Genomic DNA, 24,546 nt, shown 5'->3' on the forward strand with positions numbered 1-24,546 from the left:
AGCGCCTGCAAGGCTACTGGCATGGCATCTTGGCCCGCTGCCGCCACCCATTGAACACCAGCGTGGTCGAAGGCATCAACAACACCATCAAGGTCATGAAGCGCCGCGCGTACGGCTATCGCGACGAGGAATACTTCTTCCTCAAAATCCGCGCAGCCTTCCCCGGAATTCCTCGATGAACCTAATAAAATGGGGCGCAAATTTTACTCAAAGGCTGCGACAGCAAGACTCGCGTGCCCCGGTTGGCGCGGAAAGGTGTCACTGGACAGTCGACTCGTGGCAGCCCACTTCGCGCCGAGACGCCATCGCACGACGCGGAGGCTTCGGCTTGGTAAGGCGACTTAACTAACGCCACAAGCTAATTAAATTATTCGCCATAAATTTTACTTAGATGGTGTCCGCCGACAACCCCGCGCGCGTTGCTGCGCCCAGTCCCGTGAACGTCCCGGTATTGCGGTTAAGGCAAGTTACGCCAAGAGCGTGCAACTCAGTCGCAGGGCGGGCTTACATAACGGCAGGGATGAGCGGTCACACGGGCGGCGATCGGTCCTGCCAGGCTGCCCCGCTCTGACCCGTCCCTCACTCTGCCGTTGTCGTTGAATGGGGCGGGCCCGGGGCCGAAGGTGCTTCGCTCCGGTCGCTTTAGCGTGCCCGCCCGCGTGGCTTCAAGCCGAAAGTGGGATGAGATGGAAAAAATGCAATAAATAGAGCACATCCCGAATATTGCCTGATAGCTGGTATTATCAGGTTTAATTTTTTCGATACTATACGGGGTTTCGCACACTTCACTTGGAGTTTGGACCGGTAGAAGGGATGCCGGGAACGGCGCTGGGGATCGGAAGAAGGGACGTCCAGGCCGCGTATGAAGAGGCATTTCAGCGCCGGACATGAGAAGTCTAGCGGGAAAATGCGCCGACTTCCAGCACTTGGCGGACAGCGTTGCCCTCACCTTCCCCAAGCCCCGCCCGCTACGGCCTTGTTTGCGTTAAATGTTATCAGGTAAGAAGGGCCCACCGACTAAAGCCTCAACCCTCTGTTATGGCTCAACACAACCACGTCGCTGCTGACACCCCGCGCTATACCCGGGCCGACTTCACGGCGCTACGCTTTCGGCTCAACCGCATCCCGACCGCAGACATCCTGGTGCGCGTCTATGACGAAGACGCTTTGCTCGCCGCCGGCATCGAGACCTCGGCGCAGCTGGAAGCCAGGCTCGACGCCATGCGCGACCATCTGGTCGAGCGCGTTTGCCTCAGCAATCCGTATCTTTCGGCGAGCCTGGCAGACGCCCGCCGTTTCAATCGCTGGCCTAAGACCGCCATCGACTATTTGGTGCGTGCCGCCGACCAGGATTTCTCCCAGCCGAAGCCTGATGATCCGGTGTCGGCATGGCTGCGTCCCATCGTCTTCCAAGCGTTGCGGCACGAGAACATCCTGACTGTCGCCCAGCTGCATGCCTATATCGCGCTGCGGGGTAGGCGCTGGTATTTGCCCGTGCCGCGGCTGGGTGCCGGCAAGGCCCGTGCGATCGAGCGCTGGCTGCAGGCCCATGCGGCCACGCTGGGCCCGCTCGTCATCGTCGACGACACGCCCCAGTCCGGATCGGTCGACCTGGGCGCCGAGCTCGCGCGCAGCCTGGTGCCACTGGAGCGGATACAACGGATCGTGCCGGCGCTCGACGGCAGCCAGGGCCGTAACCGGGCGCCGGGCTTCTGCCTGATTGCTGCGCGTCATGATTTGGAGGCTATCCAGGCTTACCTGTACCGGTTCCGTGACCGGGACAAAACCGCGCGCGCCTACCAGAAGGAATTGGAGCGCTTCCTGCTCTGGTGCGTGGGTGTGCGCCGCACCGCGTTGTCCAGTGTCGGCGCCGACGATTGCGAGCACTACAAGGATTTCCTGGCGCAGCCAGATCCATCCTGGATTGGCCCCAAGGCGCCACGCACTTCGGCGCGCTGGCGCCCGTTTGCCGGCGCCCTCAAGCCGGAATCCCAGCGCTATGCGGTGCTGGTGCTGCGAGGCTTCTTTGCCTGGCTGGTAGGCGTGCGATACTTGGGCGGCAACCCCTGGCTGCTGGTTCAGGACCCGGTGACGGCGCGCCGGGAAGTGCCGATCGCCGTCGAAAAGGCCCTGCCTGGCCAGCTGTGGGAGGCCCTCATACGGCCCGAAGGGATCCTCGACCGGCTCTGCGCGAAATGGTCCTCGCCGCCGCAGGCAGCGCCGCTGGCTGCAAAAGACGGCGATGCACCAGGTGCCCAATACCGTCTGGCGCGCGCGGCGGTGTTGCTGTTGGGGTGCAGTGGCGCTCGCCGCGAGGAGGCGGCCCGTGCGCTTCGATGCCACCTCCAGCCGGTCCCGGAACAGGCCGGCATCCCCGCTGGGCTGTGGGAACTGACCCTGCTGGGTAAGCGCAACAAGTGGCGCACCGTGTTCCTTCCAGCGCGAGTCATCGACGCCTTGCGCGCGCACTGGGCCGACCGCGGCCACGATTTCGAGAATCCAGACCAGCCGTTGGCGCTGCTCTCGCCAGTGGTGGTGCCTTTGACGCGTACGGCGCAGGCGAAGCACCTTAGCCTGGAGGACGGCGATCCCGTGCTGAATGGCAAGGGATTCACACCCGATGGGCTGTATCAACTGCTGACGACGACACTGCTGCGTATCGCCGACGACGCCACGCTTCCGCTGGCCGCGGCAGAGCGTGAACTTCTGCGCCATGCGGCGCCTCATGCGCTGCGGCATACCTTTGCCACCTATGCGGTGGCAAACGAAATGCCTGCGGACGTCCTCCAACGGCTATTGGGGCACGCCTCACTGCAAACGACCTCTCTGTATGTCCGCGCTGAACGGGCGCGAGGCCTCGCCGCAGTGTCGAAGCTCTTCCCCAGTTAGGGTGCCTCGGCCGAAGCCTTCGATTAGCGCTGAGGCCTCTGCCGTGTCCACCAATGTCTTGCGTGCGATCGTTGGTGGCTGCGGCGTAGGACGCCATTCGTCTGTGCCCGCACCACCAGCTGGCGCTTCCTCTAAGCGGTTGGCGCCAAGCCCGTTCCTCATCGCTGAGGCCGGCCCGTTGACCGTATGTCGGGGAAACCGCGCTGTGTTCAGGTTAATGTGGAGTTGACGCGCGCTACGTCAGTCGCGACGTGGGGCCTGCGGTGGCCATCCGCAGCTGAGCCGGGGCGCGACTGTCCCGACTTGGGACAACCGCCGCCTCCCAATTCGAACAACTTGAGACATCTTTGCCACAAGCAAAGGTTGCGCCCTAGAGGCGACCGGCCGACAAAGATTCCGCGCCGAAGTGTCGCAACTTGGGACAGCAGCCCGGGACAGCGGCGGCACACCGCGTATCGGGATGCCCTTGTGTCAGTGTCCCAAGTCGGGACAGTCTCGGCTGCATCGGTCTGCCGCAGCCGTGGGACGGCGAGGGTCCCGCGCTCTAGGCAGGGAGTTGGACGCGGCTAAGCCGACTCAGGTCCCAAGTTGGGGCAGATACTCTCGCGCCGACGCGTGTCACCATGCGGCCTGTCACACGTGGCTCAGAGGGTGGGATCTAGCGGCAGGCACCACGCTGGTCAGCCGAGCCGGGGCGCAGATGTCCCAACTCGGGACAGTCGCCGCCTCCCAATCCGAACAACGCCAGGACATCATTGCCACAGGCAAAGATTGCGCCCGGGATGCGACTGCTGGCAAGATTTCCCGCCGAGGTGTCCCGACTTGGGACAGTGCAGGCCGGGACAGCGGGGCGGCACACCGCGTCTCGGGAAGCCCTAGTGTCAGTGTCCCAAGTCGGGACAGTTCAGCTGTTCGCCTCGCCCGTGGGACAGCGAGGGCCCGCGCTCTAGGCAGGGAGTTGGACCCGGCTAAGCCGACCCAGGTCCCAAGTCGGGGCAGCTGCTCTCGTGCGCAGAGGCGTGTCACCTTGCGGCGTGTCAGACGTAGCTCATAGGGCGACATCGATTGCCGGATCCCGCGACATCGCACTTCAGCCCATTCCCGGCACAAGGCCGCTTGACCCCTGTCGCCTCGGCTGCCGCAAACGGGGACTGCCCTTCGGAAGTCTTTGCACGGGTACAGGACGTAACAACCGCGTCGAATCTCTTCCTCAACAAGTGTCCCAAGTCGGGACAGGTTTGGTTGCTGCCCGCGGCGGTGCAAGTGCGATGCTGGCCTGCAACGAGCCCGGTCGTTGCCGTCGTTTAGGGCAAGGCGCGACCGAAGCATCGGGTTGTAGTCGCAGTGATAGCAGCTGAGGGTTCATCGGCGACAGGCAGTCGCACGTTTCACCGGGGGCAGACAGGGTCTCCTAGCGGAGCGTTTCTCAGGGAGCGAAGTCCAAGCGGACCATCTGGCGCCCACGCCGCTGCAGGCAAAGGCAGCACGGCTACAGCAGCGGCCCGCGCGTCTCAGCGCGAATTTCCCAATCGCCACCCTTCGACGACTGTCCCAAGTCGGGACAAGCTTCGCCGGCATGTCCTTGTTCCACGCGGGCACATCGCGGCAACCACGACGGATCGCACCGTGGATTGGCTCGCGGAGACTCGAACCTGATGCCCCAAGTGGGGGCAGTCCCTTCAATGCAACGTTGGTGGACCACCCATTTTGGCAACCTTCGTTGATCGGCGTGATTCGCGTCAGGGGGACATTTGGCTGCGGTACGACATGGGGTTAGCCGTCGCCCTGCATGAGTCTTGGGGGTTCGGCGCCGGCGCTTCGTGGCGCTGCGGCCTACCCACGGGCAGCCCGGCGCTTCGGAATATAGCTCGCGGCAGCGCGGCTGCAACGATGCCAGTGTCCCAAGTTGGGACAGTTTCTCGCCAGTTCCGTGGCGGGTCGCCTTGCCGTCTGACAGGACAATGCCCACGCAGCGAATGCCGTGGGCAAGGCGCAATCAGTCCAACCCGAGGCAGCACCCACGACAGGGCGCGGCCCGTGAGGCTTGGCCCTGCGATTGTCCAGACTTGGGACAGTTCCTGCGCGGCAGCACACCCGGTTCAGTGCCCCCCGTACCTAGCTGTCCCGAGTTGGGACAGTTTCGGCGTCTGCATGGCATCGGCTGCCGAAGGCAGAGCTGAGATGGAGCGGCCCGTGCCTGGCGTTGGAATCGCTGGCCTCGACCCGGTCCGGCGGACAGACCCCGCGTGAAACACTGTTGGGCACGATCCCAGTTGTAGCAGACTCCGAGTGTCCCAAGTCGGGACAGTTTCCCCGCTTTCGGTCGCAACACACTTAGCCCGCCTGGCGGCAGGTTGCCGGACCGCTTTGGTCTCACAGCTTGCACGATTGACAGCGATTCCGCATGCCGCCCGCCTACACTCCATCGGCGCCCGGCAGTGGCCCCGTTGGGATGCAGGCGTTCGTTCGTCGTCGCAGCGCGATCGAGTCCCCCAGTCATGCTGTGGGCGGGTGTCCTAACTCGGGACAGTCTCGCGCTCTGGCCTTCCGGCCACCGTGCGGTGGTCAAGGCCACCACCAATGGTGCCACCGCCCGCCTGCGTAGGGTCACGCTGAGACGGCACGCCGGAACAGAGCCGACTGTCCCAACTCGGGACAGCTGCCCCGGAGCGTCGCACCCAGCGCCCTCGCACCTTCGGAAACGTCCGTACAGCAAAGCGCCAGTCGACCATCCACTTCCCAAGGCATGTGGCCGGTGTCCCAACTCGGGACAGTTGCGCAATCCCTAGCGACCTTATCATTGCAGGCGAAACGAAGCCTGCCTGATACCACAGCACCATGTGCTAGCGGGCTCGCCGTTGGCGGCCAAACAAAAAGCCCGCCATGTGGCGGGCTTTTTGTCGCGTCGCGTCAGACTACTTCGGCTGGTGGTGAAACGTCTCGCTGATCAGCTGGCGGATCTGGGTCTCCAGCGCCTCGCTCAGTGCACCGAGCTTGATCTTAACCGTGAACCCATTGGCATCCTTGGTAATCGAACCGGCGTGCTCTTTGCCAGCAAAGAACTTGTCGATGCTTCGTTCGCTCGCGGAATTGGGGGCAACAACTCGACGGGTTGCCAGCGCTTTGATTGCCCCAGCCACTTTACCCTGGTCCATCTTGCCAGCCGCCACCAGCGGCCAGATTTCCTTCGCCGCTGCATCGCCCGCCTCACCATACTTGCGGATGGTCATGACGATCGCTTCGGCGGCCGTCCCGCCGAGCAGGGTAGGCTGAAGGTCCAGATCCCGGATCACATAGTCGGGAAGTTGCGCGAAGCTCAGGAATCGGTAGAGACCGCTCCTGGACAGCCCGAGGGCCTCGGCCAGTCGTGAGCGGGATGGGAACTCCTTCTCGGTTTGGCGAATGGAAAGCGCAATCTCATAGTCAGAGAGATCGTCACGGCTAACGTTCTCTACGAGGGCCAGCACCGCCATATCGGCGTCAGACGGATCAGCGACCACCGCTTTGATGGTATCGGCACCAAGCATCTTGTGGGCGCGCCACCGGCGTTCACCTGCCACGATCTGGTAGCCCGCTTCGGCGCGGCGCACCACGATGGGTTGCATCAACCCCACCTCGCGGATGGACTCAGCAAGGTCCGAGAGTTTGGAATCGTTGAAGACGCGCCGAGGCTGCCAAGGGTTCGGCATAATGTCAGCGACAGCTAGTTGCGATGTTACCCCTGCGGCCTCCAGTTCCTGCACACGCATCTGTGCCACGGCCAGTGCCCCAGCCAGGCCAGGTGCGGTCTGCGTACGGTCGTTACGCTTGATCTCGTCCTGTTGAATTGCCGATGTCTTCCGGATACCAGCCGTCTTCGCCAACAGCTGCTCTCGCATATTGCTCATTGCGCGCTCCTCCATTTTTCTGCGTAGATTTCATCCAACCATCGGCAATAGTCCACAATCGGCTGGCGCACCCGCTGCAGCGATTTTGCTGCGCTATGGGTACTACTCACGTCGAATACGGTCGAGAACGCCAAGGCGCCCGTGCTCATCACAGAACTGGCTGGCACCTCGATTGAATGCAGCCAGCTTTCATAGGCGCTCTGCGCCCACGCCCGAACAATCGGTGCCGAGGACGTACGCCCATAATCGACCCGCGACAGCAGCAACGACACAAAGTCGTACTTCTTGTCCGCTTCGTATTTGATGAAGCTCTTGGAGACATCCGAGAACAGACGCCAGAACGACAGGGAGCTAATGAAGTCCAGGTTCTCCGGGACCATCGGCATGACCATCGCGTCCGCCGCTAGCAGGGCATTCAAGTTCATATAGGAAAGCGACGGCGACGTGTCCATGAGGATGTAGTCGTAGTGCCTCCGTAACGGCTCCAGTCCCTCCCTGAGGACGGTCCAGAAGCGGAAGCCCGGCTTGACCTTCTGCATGGCAGGCAAATGGAACTCCGCGCCGATCAATTCGGTGTGCGCGGGAATCAGATCTAGGCCGTCCCAGTACGTCGATTGCACCTGGCCGAGCAAGCCGCCCTCGATCTGCTGATCGTAGATATACGGCAACACGGAGTCTTCCGGCGAGACGTCTTTCTCGGCGTACAGCCCACATAGTTCGGACAGCGACGCCTGTGGATCCAGGTCCACCACCAGCACTTTCCTGCCGCGCAACGTCAGTCCTTGGGCGAGGCACATCGTTGTCGTAGTCTTGGCCGACCCGCCCTTTAGCTGCGCCGTGATGATGATTTTCCCCTCGGGCTCGCGCGTACCGGTGACTAGCGGTGTCTGATAAATGTCCGAGACTTTCTGCACCCACGTGCGAGCTTCCTCCAAGGTGAAGGTGCGGGTGCGTCCGGTCCCCGCCGCAGTGCCTGGCGGCAACTCGCCATCGCCCTTGGTGGCAAGGTATTGCACCTGGGAATGCGAGATGTTGCACATCTCGGCGATCTCCCCGGTCTTGAATACCGGCGCCGTTTTTCGAGGGCGCGGCGCAAGAATCGTTTCGCGAAGTTCATCCGTAAAAATGGTGACCTTTTCCGCGAACTGGGAGATCTGCTCTAGCGGGACAGTCCGGTCGACTGCAGGAAGTTGGCTCGTTTTCACCATTCTGAGGTTTTTCCACAAAATTCTGGAAAGCTCAGAATACAGGAAATGCTTGAGTAATGCCGCATAAACTGTTGTTTTTGAAGCCAACTTTTCTAAAAAAGCCCTCGTTTTGCTCAAATTTTAGGCAAATAAGGGGCGCCTAGCCCTGCACAACCAGTTACGGCAGGTTTCCACAGGCAGTCTCTACGTATGCCGGCGCGGCAACCGAGCACAAATGACCTCACCATGCCCGGCCGAAGCCAGCGAACGGTGCCGCTAATTGCTTGATGCCGGAAGCCCAATTCTCGGATTCTGCACAATTGACCTCACCTTCCGCGCGACCCCTGGTCAGTCGCGTCCGACTGAGCTAGGCCTTCGCGGCGTCAGAGTCCGCCAACATCCGCTTGGTTTGCGATGGATCCGGGACGAATTTTGCGCAGGGACGGCAAAGGTGAGGTCCATTGTGCGCGCTGCGCACGGGAATTTTCCGCGTCGCACAATGAACCTCACCCTGCGCGAAAAAAACCTCAGCGGCGACTTGCACAACCAACCTCACCTTCGGCGCAGCACAAAAAACCTCACCATCGGATGGTGCTACACGGATGACAAATCGAGCGCAGGGGGCCGCGATTGCGAAGCATTGGACAATGCGGGCAATGCGGTCTGCCCAATCCACGGTATCGCCGGCTCGGCGAATCGGGACGTCATGACCAGATCTCTCCGTTGTTCCCTGTGTTTTGAGAGCGACAGCAACTTGTGCGAGCGCGTGCGCGTGCCTCCTGCTGGTTTGTTCGGTTTTTTTTGAAGTAAACCCACCGACAAACAAACAGAAGAAACCAAAGCCGTTTCACATCAAACACTTAATGTCGGCAAGGTGAGGTGCAATGTGCCAAAGGTGAGGTGTGTTGTGCCGCGACAGTGCGGTTTGTTGTGCGACCTAGGTGAGGCCCATTGTTCCTCAAGGTGAGAGTTCTTGTGCCGAGCCAACAAAGGTGAGGTACGTTGTGCGGGACCTGTGGATATCCCCGCCGGGCATCGGCTGGACGCCACGGTAGCCGCGGCTCGCCTTGCGCAACGGTGAGGTCCATTGTGCGTAGGGTGAGGTTCGTTGTGCTGGCACCGTAAGGGCAAGATCAGGACCCTCCTACCGGGTCTCTATGGTGAGGTTCATTGTGTTGAGAACCTCACCATCACGTGCTAGAGTCACCCCAGCCCAAAAGAGTGGAACCAAAAGTATGGCGGCCGAGAATCCAGTGGAGATCAAAGCGAGGACCACGCCTCGGCAAATGGCGCTCGCGCTGTTCGAAGACATGTTCGACCTCGGCATGTCCGTCAACGAGGCGAACCGCGAAATCGGCTATCAGCGCAATAACTTCTTCACGGAAATCGTGAACATGGGACTGGCGGCGCGGCGGTTCCTCGATGCCGCCTACTTCATCGTCGCCCAAGAGCCGGAAATCCCCGATCAGTATGACGTTGAGCTGAATTACTTTAAATGGCTCATGCGCTATGACAGCCGCAACCTAAAGCATCTGCGCACTATCGCCGATGAAGCCCAGAACGCGAAAATCCGCGTTACCAACACGCCCTCGGACCGTGAGCCGGCCGAGGATGACATCTGGGTACAAGTTCAGTTGATCGGCATGGTGGCGATGCACCGTGGCCGTATCCGCTTCGATGTGCACCACAGCCTGATCCCACATATTCGGGACCCACGCAAGTCACACTGGCTGAGCCTGCGTATCTCGACAGCGTTCACGCGTAGCCTGGCGCGCGCCATCTACGACAAGGTATTACCCAGCGTGCCGGCAGGGCGCACTGACTGGATCAAGCTTGACGAGATGCGGACCTGGCCCGGCAAGATGGGCGCGAACGCCAGCATCTTCAAATACTTCAAGCGCGACTGGCTCGAGCCGGCAGTCCGGGAAATTAATGAGATCTCGGACATCGAACTGTCCTACGAAACCAGAACGGAATCTACCTCGTCGAAGAAGGTGGACCGGATCCGCTTCCAGTTGCAGCGCAAGGACACGGCGGACGCAGTGATGGCGAGCCTGTCTGACGCGAGCCAAATCTACAAGATCCTGAAAGACGAGTTCAACCTGTCGACACGCCAGTTCACCGAGATCTCTGAGAACCGGGAAACATGGAATGATGACCGGATTCTGCAAGCAATCGAGTACACGCGGTTCAAGCTCAATCGCGGCCAGGTGAAGAAGAGTCCGTCCGGCTATCTGATGAAGGCGTTGCGCGACAACTGGCGCATGTCCGAAGCCGAGCGGACCATGGTGCAGGTTCAGACCAAGCTACTGACAGAGGAAACGGAGCAGGAAGCCCTCAAGGCCGCCGTAAAGACGTCCGTGGAGCGTAGCGTCGCTTCGCGAGAGGACGAAACGCGCGCGCGCATGAATGATGAATCTCGCCAAGGACGCGAGCACTTCACGGCGTCTGATGCCAAAGCTCGCCGCGAGCATGTCCGGGCCTGGCTTACGTCGAGGGAGGGCAAGCTTGTGCTGAGGCGGATGAAGCTGGAGGCGTCGTCCATCACGGAGGACATCATACTGACAACGCCCGATCTGTCCTGGTACCTGGGACAGTTTGTCTTTGGCCGAATCAAGTCCCAGGTCGCGCAATGACCCCTGCTTTGCGGCGGGCGACTTCCGCGCGTGCTCCTCAGTGCCTTGTGCTTCGAGATACGCGCGTACGGTCTCCAGCGTGGCTCCCCCCACGCTTCCAACAAAATAGGCGCGACTCCAGAACAAAGGCTTTCGATAAAACGTGGCTAAGTGCTCGGCGAATTGGTTGCGAGCCCGACGCGCGTTCGCGGTCTTGAGGTTGTTGACCAGGACTGATATGTCGAGCGCCGGGTGGATATCGATCATTACGCGAACTATGCGGACAAGCGCCGCGCGGGACAAACGAACAGCCGGACTGCCGTCAAGGCGGTCGGCTGACGGGAGCCAACTGGGTCTGTTTTACTTCGGCGATTCTTGGGAAAGTGGGTCAGTTTTAAATCGGCGTTGCCCCTTTGCTGGCAAGGCGACCAGCAGACCATCCGCTTAACTATGCATGGTTAAGGAATAAGTCCACAGGCTCCAGGTCTTTTTTCGTTTGTTAAAATCGCTACGGGCTCTCCACTTTTCCTTGCAAATCCGAGTGCCGCGTCGTACTTGTGCGCGGCGGACATGTCGAGGACTGGCGCGCAGGTCGATTTAGGGCACTTTTGAGCAATGTCATCCCTTCTTGCACTTGCTCCCGTTTGCAGCAGCAAAAATACCGGATCACTGCGCCACATCTCTGGCGTCGTCATGTAGTGGTCGACGCATCAAGGCCTGCCTCTAAGACAAAGCGAGAGGTGGGATTCTTCTTGGCCATCGATAGCCGCAGATCTTCCCGCGCTCTGGTCACCGCCACATAGAACAGGCGACGCTCTTCCGATTCGGTGCTTTTCTCATCGGGCACCACGGTTTCCTCGGCCCGGATGATCCATACCCGATCCCACTCTAGCCCCTTGGAGCTGTGCATGGTTGTTAGGATCAACGCATCCGGCGCCGGCTCATTGTTGCTGCGGCGCAGGAACTCCAGCCTGTCGGAAAATGGACCATTGAGTCGGGACAGTACGTCGAACGTCGTGGTCGTGGCACGACGGGCAGGCTCCGAGTCGGTCTGGTGCATCATCCACCCGTACACTCCTTCCAGCACCAGCGAATAAAATTGCCTGTCGCAGAGCGATCGCCACTCGACAAGCCGTTTCATAAGTTCCCGATAGCGATCCGCCGACGCCTCGGAAAGGCCCAGTTCCAGGAGCTCTTTTCTTTGGCGCTGTTCTGTATTTGCGCGGCCCTTGCTGTGCAGGAGCCGTAGTTCTTGGGTATCAATCCCGACAAAGGACAGCAGCGCGTCCACACCGGTACTCCTCGTCTTCTGGACCAGTTCCAGAAGATTGCACATGAGGGCAGCTTCCGGCCGGTTCAGAATCGACTTGCCGGACGCCCGAAAATACTTGACGCCATGCGATCGGCATATCGCCTCGACGGGGTCGAGAATGCGGTTGGTACGCGCAAGGACTGCCGCCGATTGGCCATTCCTTACCGCCGCCGTCAGATGCTCCATCGCTGCGACAGCCTCGGCATACTCATCAGCGAACCGCTGGAACTGAACCAGCCCGCCGGGGCCCTTATGCGCAACCAGTTCCTTTGGGATCCGGTCGCGGTTATTCCGGATGATTCGGTCCGCCGCCCCAAGAATCTCTGCGTGGCAGCGATAGTTGTTGCCTAACACCACCGACTGCGCGTCAAACTGACGAATGAAGGACTCCATTCCGCGGAAGCCCAGCGCCGACCTGAAGCCATAGATGCTCTGGTCGTCATCGCCAACAACGGTCACAATTGATCCGGCCTGAGCATGCGAGGCGATCCATTGATATTGGAGAGGGTCAGTGTCCTGAAACTCGTCGACCAGAAGGTACCTGAACCGATACGGCTCGATGGTGCCGTTCTGCATACCTTCCACGGCTAGTCTAAGCACGTCCTGGAAATCAATCTTACCGTTTCGCTCCAGTGAATCCTGGTAGCCACGGTAAAGCGCTTCTTCGGCGGTGCCGTCTGCACATGTCCTGCGCGGTCAGGCCGGTTTGCCGGGCGGCGCCTTCAATGGTCTTGCCGAGGCGGTCCGTATTGAACGGCCCCGGCAGCATGTTGTTCACCGTCACCCCGTGTTGCGCGACCGCGCGCGCCAGTCCTGCGACGAAGCCTGTCAGGCCAGAGCGCGCCCCGTTGGAGAGACCCAGCACGTCAATCGGCGCCTTGACTGCGCCGCTGGTGATGTTGATGATGCGGCCCCACTTGCGCGCGATCATGCCGTCGACGGTGGCCTTGATCAACTCGATCGGCGTCAACATGTTGGCGTCGAGCGCGGCCATCCACGCGTTGCGGTCCCAGTCGCGGAAGTTTCCCGGCGGAGGACCTCCGGCATTGTTGATGAGGATGTCGAGATTGCCGAGCCCAGCCACCGCGTCCAGTGCCGCGGCGCGGCCCTCGGGCTTCGTGATGTCGGCAGCCACGGTGATCACGCGGTGGCCATGGCGCGCACGGAGCTCGCTGGCGGCCTTCCCCCAGCGATTCGGCGTTGCGCGCCACGATCACCACGTCTACGCCCTCGGCGGCCAGTGCGTCGGCAAGGCAAAGCCGAGGCCCTTGCTCGCGCCACACACCAGCGCGCGCTTGCCTTGCAGTCCCAGATCCATTTCGTTGCTCTCTCTTGCTGCTTGGTTGACGGTATTCGTTGGCAGTCGCCTTACAGGCTAGCCGTGCGAACGCGGCCGGTAGTCGATCAGGCTCGAGAACACCGCGATCAGCACCGCCATGACGACGAAGAACAGGAGCGCCAGAAAATACGAGCCTGACCACTGGACGATCCCGCCGATCAATATCGGCACCACCACGCCGGCCATATTGCCGCAGAAGTTCATGGTGCCGCCCAGCACGCCGCTGCGCTCGGGGCCGCCGACGATGGCCGGCAGGCTCCAGTACATGCCGCAGAACCGGATGAAGAACATCGCCACGCACAGCAGCAGGACGACCGTGCCGGAGCTGGCGATGTAGGCTGCAGCGAGGATGCAGGCCGCTGCCACCAGGGACGATCCGCTGAACATCGTGCGCATTACAACATTGGGCGATGCGCCCGAGGCCTTCCACCGGTCGCCGATATAGCCGCCGATGAGCTCGCCGACGAAGCCCGACATGAAGATGATGAACGTGGCGCCGCCCATGGCGGCGATGTTGAAGCCGTGCGCCTTGTGCAAATAGCTCGGCATCCACGTCAACAAGCCATAGAAGACCGCGAGGATGCAGCTGTAGCCGGCGAACATCGCCAGCACCGAGCGGTCCCGCACCAATTCGCGCATTGGCACGCGCGTGGTGGCGGCGCTGGCTGGCGCGTTGCCGCGCACGATGTGTTCCAGTTCGGCCGCGTTGACGCCCGGGTGGTCCGACGGATGGTTGCGGATGTAGCGCCACGCCAGCAAGCCCGCCAGCATGGTACCGACGCCGGCGATCACGAACGCGATGCGCCACGAGCCGAACCAGGCGATCAACCCCGAGATCAGGATCGCTCCCAGGGCGCTGCCAAGCGGGGCGCCGCCATCGACGAGCACGGCGCCGCGACCGCGCTCGTGCGGGGTCAGCCATGTGCCGATCAGCTTGGCACCGGCCGGCATGATCGGCGACTCGGACACGCCTAGGCCCATGCGCGTGAGCAGCAGCACGATCCAGTTGTGGGAGGCGGCGCCCAGCGCCTGGAAGGCACCCCAAGCAACCGTCGCCGTGGCGATGATGCCGCGCGTATGGTACCGGTCCAGCAGCACGCCGGCTGGGATCTGCATCAGTGCGTACGACCAGAAGAATGCGCTCAGCATCAGGCCTTCTAGCGCCGGAGACAGGTTGAATTCTGGCGCGATCAAGGGCAGCGCGACCGACAGTGAGGCCCGGTCGATGTAGTTGATCGCTGTCAGCAGCAGCATGATCAGGAAGATGCGCCAGCGCACGCTGGTGGGGCGCACGGCCTCGCTGACCGTTGGCGACGACAGGGCAGGGGAGTGTAAGGACGGCATGGTTGTCTCGCGTCGTTGTAGTGGTGCGGCGTGTTGGTTTGTTTCCGCACGGCACTGTAGGGTCGCCGCCAGCCCTTGCCAAATGACTCTTTGTGATTGCGTGATAACGAGCGGGATCGGCATGCACGGACAGTCATCCGATCGGTGTTTCCCTGCATGGGTTGTCCGCCTGGGTAACCGCATAAGGGGCCGTTATCAGCCAATCCAGTCTTTTCATTACCGGGATCGCCCGGGGCTTTGTACTGTTCGGGGCACGGAGACATCGAACGGAGAATGCCCATGATTCCATTCCAATATTTCTTCCCGACCACGCTCAAATTTGGCAATGGCCTGGCCAGTCGGGCCGGCGAGTTACTCAAGCCCTTGTTCCGCGGCAAGCTGCTGGTGGTGACTGACGAAGGCCTGATCAAGAGTGGTGTGCTGGAAGGATTTTTTTCCTCCCTCAGCGCAGCGGACGTCGCCTATGACGTCTTCTCGGGCGTCGAGGCCAATCCCAGCACCACCGTGCTGGAGCGCGCCGTGGCCTTCCTGAAGGACCATGGTTGCAGCGCAGTGATTGGCGTCGGCGGCGGCAGCAGCATCGATACCGCCAAGGGTGTCGCCGCGATGGCGACCAACGAAGGCACCATCCTCGACTACGAAGGCTACGACAGGATTCCTAACGCACCGCTGCCGATTTTCGCGATTCCGACGACGTCGGGCACCGGCAGCGAATGCACCGCCTCGACGGTTTTTACGAACAAGGAGACGCTGTTCAAGACCGTGATCATCAGTCCGCGGCTGTTTCCGCAACTGGCGATCCTGGACGCCGAACTGACGCTGAACCTGCCGCCGGCCATCACCGCCGCGACGGGCATGGATGCGCTCACCCATGCGATCGAATCGTATGTATCGAAGCAGGCGAATCCGGTCAGCCAGGCGCTGGCGCTGGGCGCCGTGCGCCTGATCGGGCGCAGCCTGCGTAAGGCCTACTACGTCGGTTCAGACCTCGCGGCCAGGGAGGACATGCTGCTGGGGTCGTTTCTTGCTGGCGTGGCCTTCTCGCAGTCGAAGCTGGGCAACGTCCACGCGATATCGCACACGATGGGCGGCGTGTTCAACATCGCCCATGGCATCGCCAATGCGGCGCTGCTTCCCTATGTGATCGCGTTCAACGTGCCCGCATGTCCGGAGCGCTACCGCGACATCGCCGAAGCGCTCGGTGGGGAGGCGGCGGGCGTCGATGTCGAAACCGCTGCGCGGTGCCTGGTGGCGCAGATCGTCGAACTCAACCGCGCGCTCGGTATTCCTTCAAACATCCGCGAGCTCGGTGTTGACCTTGAGTACCTGCCGCAGATGGTTGCCGACTCGATGCGTAGCGGCAACGTCCTGGTCAACCCGCGCCTGACCACGGCGGGAGATATCGAGGGAATCATCGTGGCGGCGCATGCTGGCAACCTTTGAGCGGCCCGCAGCGGCCCCATCATCCTGGAACAGGAGTCTCCATGTTTTATGAAATGCGGACCTATACGGTCCGGATCGGCAAGATGAAGGAATACCTGCAGCACTTCGAACAGGAAGGCCTGCCGGTGATTTCCCGCTACGCCACGCTCGTCGGCTGGTGGTACACCGAAATCGGTGAACTCAACCAGGTGGTCCATATCTGGGCCTATGAAAGCCTGGACGATCGCATAAAGCGGCGCGCGGCACTTTATGAAGACCGCGACTGGCTCGAGAAATTCATTCCCAAGGCCTTCCCGATGCTCGAGGAGATGGAGTCCAAGCTGCTGATGCCGGCTGCGTTCTCACCGATCAGATGAGGTGTTGCTGCAGCGCCTCGGCAAGCAGCGCTGCACCCGGTGAAAGGTGCGCGCCGGCACGGTTCACCACGCCGTAGGGCTCCTCGATGGCCGGGATCGCGACCGGTAGGCGCGCCACCAGCCCGAACTGCTCGCCAAATGCCGCCACTTCGCGGGGGATCACGGCGACCAGCTCGGCATTCGCCTGCAACATGGTGAGGGCCGCGAATGTCGATGCGGTTTCGATCGGATAGCGTGGCACGTCGATGCCGGCGTCGGCGAGCGCGCGCTCGAGCGCGAACCGCATCGGTGTGTTGACGGGGTAGGCGACCCATGACGCATCCGCGAGGTCGCGCAGGGTCAGCGTCTTCCTGCGGGCGAGGGCATGCGTGCGCGCGACTACCACCGCAAGCGGCTCGGGTTCGAGCGGCACGCAGTCGTAAGCCTCCGGACGCCGGCTGCCGCCGCTGCGGCAGATGGCCAGATCGAGCCGCCCCTCGTCGATCAGCGCCAGCAGGCTGGCGCTGGTCCCTTCCACGATCTCGATCGAAAGATGTGGCTGACGATGGCGCAGGTCGGTCAGCGCCCGCGTCAGCAGCGGCACTGCCCCCATGATGACGCCGACCGCAAGGTGGCCCCCGTGTCCCTGCGTCAGCGCAGTGACCTCGGCATGCAGGTGTTCCAGGTCACTGTAGATCAGGCGCGCATAGCGCGTGATGCAGCGTCCGAGATCATTGGCGACCAGTCCTTTCGGCTGCCGTTCGAACAGCGGCATTCCGAGAATGTCCTCGATCTCGCGCAGCACCTTGGTCGCGCCGGGTTGCGAGATGGCGATTTCCTCGGCTGCCTTGTGCAGCGAGCCATGGTTCTCGAGCGCGATCAGCAGCCGCAACTGCTTGAGGCGAAGACGCGATGCAATGTTGGCGAGGGTAGGAACAGCCAGCGGCTTCATGGCAACGACAGGACCGAAAGGCGACACTATAGCCTTTTGCGGCGTTGGACGGTGGTCGCCTGCACCTCCTCACGCCATCTCAGGGAGCGACGGCGCGTCGGCCCGCCTGCGCCGTTGCGATCTCCGGCACCACGCCGCTCGCCTGCAGCAACGTCTTACGGAAGATCTCCACCAGCGGTCGCAGGTTGACCCTGTGCCACGCCGCCCACAAGGGCGTACGGTAGCTGAACCACGATAGCTCGTGCAGCACCACGCCCGCCGGTGCCTGGTGGCGCAGGCTTTGCTGGATCGTGGTCACGCCGAGTCCCGCGGCCACGAGTCCCAGGGCGGCCAGCGGTTCGGTCGCCTCCATCGTGATCGTTGGCGTGAAGCCGGCCCTGGCGCAAGCGGCGATGAACGTGTCATGCCGCAGCGCGGTTTCCTGGTGCATCACGCCGATCCACTTCTGCGCAGCCAGGTCGTCCGGGCTAAGCTGCTCCGCCCTGGCAAGCGGGTGCCCCTCAGGCAGCGCCAGCAGCATCGGGTCATTGAGCACCTGTGCGGCCTCGAGATCCGGATCGTCGCGCGCCGGCGGCTCGCACACGAGTGCGATATCCAGGCTGCGCTGGCGCAGCCCTTCGAGTTGGGCGCCTGACTGCTGGTTGTACAGCGCGATGTGCACGGCGGGCCGGTCCTGGCGCAGCGCGCGCAAGGCGTTCGGCAGGATGCCCGAGTGCATCGCGTATTCCAGATAGCCGATGCAGAGACCGCCTTCGTCGCCGCGCCCGAGCCGGCGCGCCAGCGATTCGAGCCGGTTGGCATGCGTGAGGAAGGCGCGGGTCTCGGCCAGGAACGTGCGGCCGTCGCGCGTGAGCCGGATGCGTTGCTGGGAGCGCTCGAACAGCACCAGGCCGAGCTTTTCCTCGAGCTGGGCAATCTGCCGGCTAAGTGGCGATTGGGAGATATGGAGCCGTTCTGCCGCGCGTCCGACGTGCTCGTCTTCGGCCACGGCCACGAAATAGTGAAGTTGGCGGATATCTAGCATGTCCAGTCCTGAATTTCAGACCTCTGAGGAATCAAGTCTCGCCAATTCTGTCTTGGACAGACTTAACTTGGCAACCCTAGACTGCCTTCACCCCAACTTAAACTTGTGGAGCAGTCATGAGCATCAAAGACATTCTCGCCGGCAACGTGCTCGGCTTTGGTACCGCCCCGCTGGGCAATATGTTCCGCGACATCCCGGAAGCGGAGGCGCAGGCCACTGTGGACGCGGCCTGGGCGCAAGGCGTGCGCTACTACGACACCGCGCCGTTCTACGGCGCGGGCCTGGCCGAAATCCGGCTGGGCGACGCGCTGTCCCGGCGCCCGCGCGATGAATACGTGCTCAGCACCAAGGTCGGGCGCCTGATCCTGGACGAAGTCGAAGACGCCAGCGCGCGGGCGCTGGGCGAGAAGAGTGGCCTGTTTGCCGCCGGCCGCCCGAACAAGCTGGTCAACGACTACTCGGCGGATGCCACGCTGCGCTCGATCGAGGACAGCCTCAAGCGCATGAAGGCCGACCGCCTCGACATCGTCTGGGTCCACGACATCGCCCAGGACTTCTACGGCGACGAATGGCTGGCTTACTTCGAGACCGCCCGCAAAGGCGCTTTCCGAGTGCTGACCCGACTGCGCGAAGAGGGCGTGATCACGGCCTGGGGCTTGGGCGTGAACCGCGTAGAGCCGATCGAACTGACGCTGGACCTGACCGAAGCAGAGCCCGACGGCTTCCTGCTGGCGGGCCGCTATTCGCTGCTCGACCACGAGCGCGCGCTGCAGCGCCTGATGCCCAAGGCCGCGGAGCGCAAGCTTGAGATCGTGGTCGGCGGCCCGTACAGCTCGGGCATCCTGGCCGGTGGCTCGCACTTCGAATACCAGAAGGCGCCGCCCGGGATCATCGACAAGGTCGAGCGCATCAAGGCGATCGCGCAACGCCACGGCGTCGGCATCAAGGCCGCTGCGCTGCAGTTCGTGCTGGCCAACCCGGCGGTCGCCGCCGTGATCCCGGGTGCGAGCCGGCCCGAGCGCATCGCCGAGGACACCGCCGCGCTGAAGGCTGTCATCCCTGCCGATTTCTGGCGCGAACTGCGCGAGCAGCGCCTGGTTGCGGCAAACGCGCCGCTGCCTGGCGACAGCAACTGATCCAGGACCACATTCGATTCAAGGAGTCCACCATGGCACAAGCTTCTGCAATGATCACGCTGGCGGTTGCACCGGACCGCGTCTGGCAACTGATTGGCGGCTTCGATTCGCTGCCCGACTGGCTGCCGTATATCCCCAAGAGCGAATTGAGCGAGGGCGGGCGCGTGCGCCGCCTCGTCAATCCGGACGGCGACGCCATCGTCGAACGTCTCGAGGCCTTTGACCAGAGCGCGCGCAGCTACACCTACTCGATCCTGGAGGCGCCGTTCCCGGTCACCGGCTACCGCGCCACGCTGCGCGTGGTCGGCATCGACGGGGGTCAGGCCTCGCGCGTCGAATGGTCTGGCCAGTTCAGGCCGGCAGGCGTGAGCGATGACGATGCATCGCGGCTGTTCGAGGGCATTTATCGGGATGGCCTCAAGGCACTGGAAGCAACGCTGGCCGCAGCCGCATCATGAAACGCCTGTTGGCCTTGTCGATCGCCTTCGCGGCCATGATCGGCCCGCTTGTGCCGGCGCAGGCGCAGGCCGCTACCAGCGTACCTGGCGAAGGGCGCGTGTCGTACCAGTACGGCGAGTAATTCTGTGAGATGGCGACGCCGTCGCGCCGCGTCGCTGCACCCCATTAGCCGGAATTCAGGCACCGGGGTGCAGTGTCATGACGACGGAATCTTCATTAGACCGTTATCGATGGAAATCCGATTTGCGTCGACGGCGCGAAGCTGCAGAAGGGAGCGACTCTGCCGTGGTCGGTGCGGCTTGCCAGGGCCTGCCGTCATGGAGAACGGGATGAATCATATGACTGTCCGGCAGCGGCTTGGCGCCTGAAGCAAGGTTCTCCCTGGCCGGCAAGCGAGGTTCGTCACCGGCTCGGGAGGCTTGCCATTTCACTGGATTGGAACGACGCGCGTGGACGCTCGCACGGCGCTCACAAAGCAGCCAGGGCGCGCCTTTCTGCCCTGCTGAGCCACACCATCAGGAATCCCGCTGCGGCCAGCAGGCCGCCAGCGACCGGCACTGCGCGATAGCCGAGGTCTAGGCTGATGACCCCGCCACCGAGTGCGGCGCCCAGGGCATTCCCGAGATTGAACGCCCCGACGTTGATCGATGAGGCGAGTCCTGGTGCTTCCGCGGCGGCTTCCATCACCCGCATCTGCACCGACGGCACGACGGCGAAGGTCGCGGCTCCCCAGACCAATAATGCAAGGGCCGCAGTGAGGTGGTGGGAGAGGGCAAAGGGGAGCACCAGCATGATGATGGCGAGCGCTGAGAGGACGATCTTCGTCGCGCCGTCGAGCGACCAGTCCGCGAGCCGTCCCCCTACATGATTGCCGACTGTGAAGCCAACGCCGATCAGGACGAGCGATAGTGTGACAAAGGTGCCGGATGCGCCGGTGAGATCGGCTAGCACCGGCGCGATATAGGTGTAGAGCGTGAACATGGCGCCAGCGCCCAGGACCGTGGTCGCCATCGCCAGCAACACAGGCGGGCGGGTGAGCACGGCCAGCTCCCGACGCACGTTGAGCGGGGTTCCGCTCTCGCCCTGCGGCAACGCCAGCCAAAGCGCAGCAATGGCGACCAGCCCCAGCACAGCGGTGCCGGCGAACGCCAGGCGCCAGCCGACCTGCTGGCCAAGCCAGGTTGCCGCCGGCACGCCAGCGATATTGGCGATGGTCAGACCCATGAACATTGTTGCCACGGCGCTGGCCTGCTTGTCCTTCGGCACCACGCTCGCGGCCACCACGGCGCCGAGGCCGAAGAAGGCGCCATGGTTGAGACTGGTGACCAAACGCGATGCCAGCAGCGTGGCGTAACCCGGCGCGAGCGCCGACAGCAGGTTGCCAAGGGTGAAGATGGCCATCAATGCCATCAGTGCGGTGCGCTTGCCGAAGCGGCTGAACAGCAGGGTCATCACCGGTGCGCCGACCATCACGCCAACCGCGTACGCGGTAATCAGCATCCCCGCGGTGGGGATGCTGACGTTGACGCCTTCGGCGATCACGGGGAGCAACCCCATGGGCGCGAATTCAGTGGTACCGATCCCGAATGCGCCGATGGCGAGCGCAAGCAGTGCGGTATTGGATTTCATCGTGGCAGATCCTTCAGAATGTAGTCGGCGACAGAGCCGTGGACAGGCGTCCAGCCCAATTCGTCTCTGGCCTTGTCCGCGCGAACGCGGCAATTGGAGCCAAGGCTGAATACGGCCATGCGGCGCCCCCAATGGGCGATGGCCGCGTTCGCGGTCCAGTCCTGCGCCGGGGCGAGATCGAGCCTCGTGCCGATGGCATCGGTGATTTCCTTGAGCGAGGCTTCACCGTTCTCGACAAAATAGAAGCTGCCTGCCGGGGCCCGTTCCAGGGCCAGCAGGTAGAGGTCGACGAGATCGGCGATATGGACGTTGGACCAGCGGTTGAGTCCACGCCCGATATGGCGCGCAACGCCCGTTTCCTTGGCCAGCGCCACCAGTGCCGGGATCTGGACGCTCTGCGCTGCGGGACCGAGATGGTTCCCATAGACCAAGCTGTTGCATAACACGACCGTATGGACGTCCGATCCTGCGTCCTGGATGCGCTGGTTGATGGTGAAGCGGGGCACTTTGTCCGGCGCCGGCACGAACACGGTGTCCTCGGAGAATATCGCGTCGGAGGGCTCGCCCAACGCTTCATCGCCGACCAGACTGGTGCCGCTGGTGTGGACCAGGCGCTTGCCCGAGCCGGCAAGCGCCTGCAGGAGCGCTTCCACCGCTGCGCGATGATCGCTGTCCGCCGCGTTGACGACAGCGTCGGCGGCTTCGGCTTCGACCGCCAACAGTGCGCTGTCGTCGAGTGTGCCGACTACCGGCTCGATGCCGAAGGCGCGCAGTTCATCGGCACGTGCGGGATTGCGGATCAGGCCCCGTACCGTGTGGCCTTTGCGTGCGAGTGCCGCGGCGACCGAGCCGCCGATATAGCCGCTGGCGCCCGTGACGAACAACTTCATGCCGCGGCCCTGCCGTCGTAGTCGGGATAGTCCGTGTAGCCCTCGGCACCACCGCCGTAGTGGAGGGAGCGAATGGATGTGGCAAGGGGCCAGTCATTCTGAAGGCGTGCGACCAGGTCGGGGTTGGCAATGAACGGCTCGCCGAATGCCGCAATGTCGATCCGACCATCGGCGATGAGATCCTCGGCGCGCGCGCGCGTCATGCCGCCCGCCAGGATCAGCACGCCCTTGAATCGACGGCGGAACTTTTCCAGGAAATCACCCGGCGTGGCCGAACTGCCGCGCGTGCTCTGATCCATCAGGTGAACGTAAGCGATATTCCGCTTGGAGAGTTCATCGGCAAGATGGAGATAGGTGTCCTCAAGCTCAGGGTAGGCGGCCATGTCGCCGAGGCCGCCATAAGGCGACAAACGGATGGCCGTGCGTTGCGAACCGATCCGCGCCGTGACCGCGTCGATGGCTGCCAAGGCGAAACGGGTGCGGCTTTCCAGGGTGTCTCCGCGGAATTCATCGGTGCGATCGTTCACCGTCGGGTTCAGGAACTGCTCGATCAGGTAACCATTGGCGCCGTGCAGCTCCACGCCGTCAAAGCCGGCCTCCATTGCATTGGCGGCAGCCTCGGCAAAATCGGCGATCACGCCATAGACCTCGCCGGTCGTCAGTGCGCGAGGCTCGGACACATCGACCGCACCCGGCGTGCCGTCGGCGGTATAACCCCAGGCCTTGGTGTCTTTCGCGGTCTGGCCGGTTGCACTGACGGGCTGAATGCCACCGGGCTGGATCGAAACATGGCTCACACGGCCGACATGCCAGAGCTGGGTGAAGATCGTGCCTCGCTTCGCATGGACGGCATCCGTGACCTTGCGCCAGCCTTGCACCTGTTGCGGTGTGTAGAGGCCGGGGTTGAACAGGAAGCCCTGTGCACTGGGCGATATCACCGTCCCTTCAGTCACGATCAGGCCAGCGTCAGCACGTTGGCTGTAGTACAGCGCGTTGAGATCGTTCGGAACACCATCCGGATTCCGGGAACGGGTCAGCGGCGCCATGGCGATCCGGTTAGCAAGCTGGCGCTCGCCCATGGTGAAGGGCTTGAACAGTAGACTCATTTGTGGACCTTGGTCAGGGAGGGGTGCGGCCACTGGGGTACTTGGCCGCGGGCTCGGGAAGTTCGTCGATGGACCGCAGTTTGCGCGGTTTATATTTGTTGATTAAGCCGTGTATGCGTCAAATACTTTTGATTTCATATCAAATGTCAGGGCCCGTCGTGCCAGGAGGGCAGCGCGGCATGCGAGGCCGCGGCCCAGATAAGCACGGTGCCCGCGATGGCCAGGCACCTATGCCGAAAAGTGCTCACCGGCGCCATTGGCGGTGCGAGCCCCGTCTGAATAGGCATCGCGCGGGCTGTTGCCGCGCGCACCATCCAGGTACGGGTCTGCCTTGCGCGCAGGACTGGCCGAGACACCGGTCCGGTCGAGTCCGGCTACCACTTTAAGGTCGGGATGCGATTCGGCTGCGTTGGCGCCATCGTAGAACGGGTTGCGACGGTCATTGCCACGCGCACCGTCCAAGTAGGGGCCAAGCTTGCGGGTGGCAATGTAGCCATCCCGATTGGTGATTCTTGCGCTATCGGTATTGCCGTCCCGGTTGCCGATGCGGGCGCCGTCCGTGTAGGCGTCACGAGGCGTGTTCACGCGGAACGCGTTGCCGGCGGTTTCCGGCTGGGTGGCTGCGTGGGCCACGCCGACTGTCAGGGCGGCGGCCAATGTGATGGCCGTGAGGATGGTCTTGGCTTGCATGTTGCTCTCCTGTTTAATCCGATCGGCCGGGCAACCGTTGGGTTTGGTCGCAGGGGCTGTCATCGAATTGCAGCTTTTAAGCGATATATCTACTGATAGATAGATTGGTGGATCAAAAAAACTGCCTGGTTTCCCTGTTAAGGATCCAGGCATTGCCCCGGGGGTGACTGGAGTCTAGGTAGGGGCGGTATGTCTGTCCAAGACGGAATACGTCAGACTTAAGACCTTGTAGGTCTTGGGGCCGGCTTGCTAGGGGTCGGGGGTGAGGGCCGGCGCCTCAACGAAAGCCTGATGCCGCCCGCTCTAACC

18 protein-coding genes and 3 pseudogenes are annotated in these 24,546 nt (G+C 62.6%); 9 read left to right on the forward strand and 12 right to left on the reverse strand.

Annotated features, from left to right (window positions below; translation table 11 throughout):
* Positions 1-179: transposase (locus tag AB1I47_RS00005; RefSeq protein ID WP_354681959.1), on the forward strand; the 179-nt coding region annotated here is incomplete at its 5' end.
* An 859-nt stretch (positions 180-1,038) separates the two neighbouring features.
* Positions 1,039-2,889 (forward strand): phage integrase family protein, encoded by a 1,851-nt coding sequence (locus AB1I47_RS00010; protein ID WP_354681752.1) that lies wholly within the window; start codon positions 1,039-1,041, stop codon positions 2,887-2,889.
* 2,915 nt (positions 2,890-5,804) lie between these two features.
* On the opposite strand, the gene AB1I47_RS00015 is transcribed toward AB1I47_RS00010, so the two are convergent.
* Positions 5,805-6,776, reverse strand: coding sequence for a ParB/RepB/Spo0J family partition protein (locus tag AB1I47_RS00015; RefSeq protein ID WP_354681753.1), 972 nt, complete (start codon positions 6,774-6,776; stop codon positions 5,805-5,807).
* On the reverse strand, positions 6,773-7,984 hold the full coding sequence (locus AB1I47_RS00020) for a ParA family protein (protein WP_354681960.1): 1,212 nt from the start codon (positions 7,982-7,984) through the stop codon (positions 6,773-6,775). The genes AB1I47_RS00015 and AB1I47_RS00020 overlap by 4 nt, the downstream gene beginning before the upstream one ends.
* Before the next feature lie 478 nt (positions 7,985-8,462).
* On the opposite strand from AB1I47_RS00020, the gene AB1I47_RS00025 reads away from it, so the two are divergent.
* Positions 8,463-8,768 (forward strand): hypothetical protein, encoded by a 306-nt coding sequence (locus AB1I47_RS00025; RefSeq protein WP_354681754.1) that lies wholly within the window; start codon positions 8,463-8,465, stop codon positions 8,766-8,768.
* Between the two features lie 430 nt (positions 8,769-9,198).
* Complete coding sequence (locus AB1I47_RS00030) at positions 9,199-10,599, forward strand: replication initiation protein (RefSeq protein ID WP_354681755.1); 1,401 nt, start codon at positions 9,199-9,201, stop codon at positions 10,597-10,599.
* Positions 10,600-10,656: 57 nt separating this feature from the next.
* Here AB1I47_RS00030 and AB1I47_RS00035 read toward each other — a convergent pair.
* The 4 genes and pseudogenes from AB1I47_RS00035 to AB1I47_RS00050 form a co-directional block, all read right to left on the reverse strand.
* Positions 10,657-10,845 (reverse strand): annotated as a pseudogene (locus tag AB1I47_RS00035) (transposase); the annotation flags it as partial.
* 424 nt (positions 10,846-11,269) lie between these two features.
* A pseudogene (locus tag AB1I47_RS00040) lies at positions 11,270-12,565 on the reverse strand (ATP-dependent helicase); the annotation flags it as partial.
* Positions 12,555-13,208: pseudogene (locus tag AB1I47_RS00045) on the reverse strand (SDR family NAD(P)-dependent oxidoreductase); the annotation flags it as partial. The pseudogenes AB1I47_RS00045 and AB1I47_RS00040, both read right to left, overlap by 11 nt.
* Positions 13,209-13,265: 57 nt before the next feature.
* Entirely contained in the window at positions 13,266-14,573 is a 1,308-nt protein-coding gene (locus tag AB1I47_RS00050; RefSeq protein WP_407935784.1) for an MFS transporter, read from the reverse strand.
* 279 nt (positions 14,574-14,852) lie between these two features.
* Between AB1I47_RS00050 and AB1I47_RS00055 the strand changes: the two genes are divergently transcribed.
* Both AB1I47_RS00055 and AB1I47_RS00060 read left to right on the forward strand, forming a co-directional pair.
* Positions 14,853-16,016 carry an iron-containing alcohol dehydrogenase gene (locus tag AB1I47_RS00055; protein ID WP_354681961.1) on the forward strand — a complete coding sequence of 388 codons (1,164 nt, stop codon included), beginning with the start codon at positions 14,853-14,855 and terminating at the stop codon, positions 16,014-16,016.
* A gap of 41 nt (positions 16,017-16,057) precedes the next feature.
* Positions 16,058-16,372 (forward strand): NIPSNAP family protein, encoded by a 315-nt coding sequence (locus AB1I47_RS00060; protein WP_354681757.1) that lies wholly within the window; start codon positions 16,058-16,060, stop codon positions 16,370-16,372.
* On the opposite strand, the gene AB1I47_RS00065 is transcribed toward AB1I47_RS00060, so the two are convergent.
* Positions 16,365-17,303: a LysR family transcriptional regulator gene (locus AB1I47_RS00065; RefSeq protein ID WP_354681758.1), complete on the reverse strand. Its 939-nt coding sequence runs from the start codon at positions 17,301-17,303 to the stop codon at positions 16,365-16,367. The genes AB1I47_RS00060 and AB1I47_RS00065 overlap by 8 nt on opposite strands.
* Before the next feature lie 79 nt (positions 17,304-17,382).
* Positions 17,383-18,327 (reverse strand): LysR family transcriptional regulator, encoded by a 945-nt coding sequence (locus AB1I47_RS00070; protein ID WP_354681759.1) that lies wholly within the window; start codon positions 18,325-18,327, stop codon positions 17,383-17,385.
* Between the two features lie 116 nt (positions 18,328-18,443).
* Here AB1I47_RS00070 and AB1I47_RS00075 point away from each other — a divergent pair, with 116 nt between their 5' ends.
* The 3 genes from AB1I47_RS00075 to AB1I47_RS00085 are packed head-to-tail and all read left to right on the forward strand — an operon-like array spanning position 18,444 to position 20,043.
* Positions 18,444-19,463, forward strand: a complete 1,020-nt coding sequence (locus AB1I47_RS00075) for an aldo/keto reductase (RefSeq protein ID WP_354681760.1) — start codon at positions 18,444-18,446, stop codon at positions 19,461-19,463.
* 32 nt (positions 19,464-19,495) lie between these two features.
* Positions 19,496-19,921 (forward strand): SRPBCC family protein, encoded by a 426-nt coding sequence (locus tag AB1I47_RS00080; protein WP_354681761.1) that lies wholly within the window; start codon positions 19,496-19,498, stop codon positions 19,919-19,921.
* On the forward strand, positions 19,918-20,043 hold the full coding sequence (locus tag AB1I47_RS00085) for a hypothetical protein (protein ID WP_354681762.1): 126 nt from the start codon (positions 19,918-19,920) through the stop codon (positions 20,041-20,043). The genes AB1I47_RS00080 and AB1I47_RS00085 overlap by 4 nt, the downstream gene beginning before the upstream one ends.
* Positions 20,044-20,390: 347 nt before the next feature.
* Here AB1I47_RS00085 and AB1I47_RS00090 read toward each other — a convergent pair whose 3' ends face one another.
* The 4 genes from AB1I47_RS00090 to AB1I47_RS00105 all read right to left on the reverse strand — a co-directional run bounded on the left by AB1I47_RS00090 (position 20,391) and on the right by AB1I47_RS00105 (position 24,237).
* Positions 20,391-21,551: an MFS transporter gene (locus tag AB1I47_RS00090; RefSeq protein ID WP_354681763.1), complete on the reverse strand. Its 1,161-nt coding sequence runs from the start codon at positions 21,549-21,551 to the stop codon at positions 20,391-20,393.
* The gene (locus AB1I47_RS00095) at positions 21,548-22,441 is read right to left on the reverse strand and encodes an NAD-dependent epimerase/dehydratase family protein (protein WP_354681764.1); all 894 of its coding nucleotides are present in this window, start codon (positions 22,439-22,441) and stop codon (positions 21,548-21,550) included. Before AB1I47_RS00095 ends, AB1I47_RS00090 begins: the two co-directional genes overlap by 4 nt.
* Positions 22,438-23,547 carry an alkene reductase gene (locus AB1I47_RS00100; protein WP_354681765.1) on the reverse strand — a complete coding sequence of 370 codons (1,110 nt, stop codon included), beginning with the start codon at positions 23,545-23,547 and terminating at the stop codon, positions 22,438-22,440. The genes AB1I47_RS00095 and AB1I47_RS00100 overlap by 4 nt, the downstream gene beginning before the upstream one ends.
* A 228-nt stretch (positions 23,548-23,775) precedes the next feature.
* The gene (locus AB1I47_RS00105) at positions 23,776-24,237 is read right to left on the reverse strand and encodes a copper resistance protein CopQ (RefSeq protein WP_354681766.1); all 462 of its coding nucleotides are present in this window, start codon (positions 24,235-24,237) and stop codon (positions 23,776-23,778) included.
* Between the last annotated feature and the right edge of the window lie 309 nt (positions 24,238-24,546).

This window comes from Cupriavidus necator, assembly GCF_040578825.1.
Lineage (GTDB): Bacteria > Pseudomonadota > Gammaproteobacteria > Burkholderiales > Burkholderiaceae > Cupriavidus > Cupriavidus necator_E.

Coding starts and splice junctions, on each gene's coding strand:
- AB1I47_RS00010 (WP_354681752.1), top strand. CDS start 1,039: ATGGCTCAACACAACCACGTCGCTGCTGACACCCCGCGCTATACCCGG.
- AB1I47_RS00015 (WP_354681753.1), bottom strand. CDS start 6,776: ATGAGCAATATGCGAGAGCAGCTGTTGGCGAAGACGGCTGGTATCCGG.
- AB1I47_RS00020 (WP_354681960.1), bottom strand. CDS start 7,984: ATGGTGAAAACGAGCCAACTTCCTGCAGTCGACCGGACTGTCCCGCTA.
- AB1I47_RS00025 (WP_354681754.1), top strand. CDS start 8,463: ATGAACCTCACCCTGCGCGAAAAAAACCTCAGCGGCGACTTGCACAAC.
- AB1I47_RS00030 (WP_354681755.1), top strand. CDS start 9,199: ATGGCGGCCGAGAATCCAGTGGAGATCAAAGCGAGGACCACGCCTCGG.
- AB1I47_RS00050 (WP_407935784.1), bottom strand. CDS start 14,573: ATGCCGTCCTTACACTCCCCTGCCCTGTCGTCGCCAACGGTCAGCGAG.
- AB1I47_RS00055 (WP_354681961.1), top strand. CDS start 14,853: ATGATTCCATTCCAATATTTCTTCCCGACCACGCTCAAATTTGGCAAT.
- AB1I47_RS00060 (WP_354681757.1), top strand. CDS start 16,058: ATGTTTTATGAAATGCGGACCTATACGGTCCGGATCGGCAAGATGAAG.
- AB1I47_RS00065 (WP_354681758.1), bottom strand. CDS start 17,303: ATGAAGCCGCTGGCTGTTCCTACCCTCGCCAACATTGCATCGCGTCTT.
- AB1I47_RS00070 (WP_354681759.1), bottom strand. CDS start 18,327: ATGCTAGATATCCGCCAACTTCACTATTTCGTGGCCGTGGCCGAAGAC.
- AB1I47_RS00075 (WP_354681760.1), top strand. CDS start 18,444: ATGAGCATCAAAGACATTCTCGCCGGCAACGTGCTCGGCTTTGGTACC.
- AB1I47_RS00080 (WP_354681761.1), top strand. CDS start 19,496: ATGGCACAAGCTTCTGCAATGATCACGCTGGCGGTTGCACCGGACCGC.
- AB1I47_RS00085 (WP_354681762.1), top strand. CDS start 19,918: ATGAAACGCCTGTTGGCCTTGTCGATCGCCTTCGCGGCCATGATCGGC.
- AB1I47_RS00090 (WP_354681763.1), bottom strand. CDS start 21,551: ATGAAATCCAATACCGCACTGCTTGCGCTCGCCATCGGCGCATTCGGG.
- AB1I47_RS00095 (WP_354681764.1), bottom strand. CDS start 22,441: ATGAAGTTGTTCGTCACGGGCGCCAGCGGCTATATCGGCGGCTCGGTC.
- AB1I47_RS00100 (WP_354681765.1), bottom strand. CDS start 23,547: ATGAGTCTACTGTTCAAGCCCTTCACCATGGGCGAGCGCCAGCTTGCT.
- AB1I47_RS00105 (WP_354681766.1), bottom strand. CDS start 24,237: ATGCAAGCCAAGACCATCCTCACGGCCATCACATTGGCCGCCGCCCTG.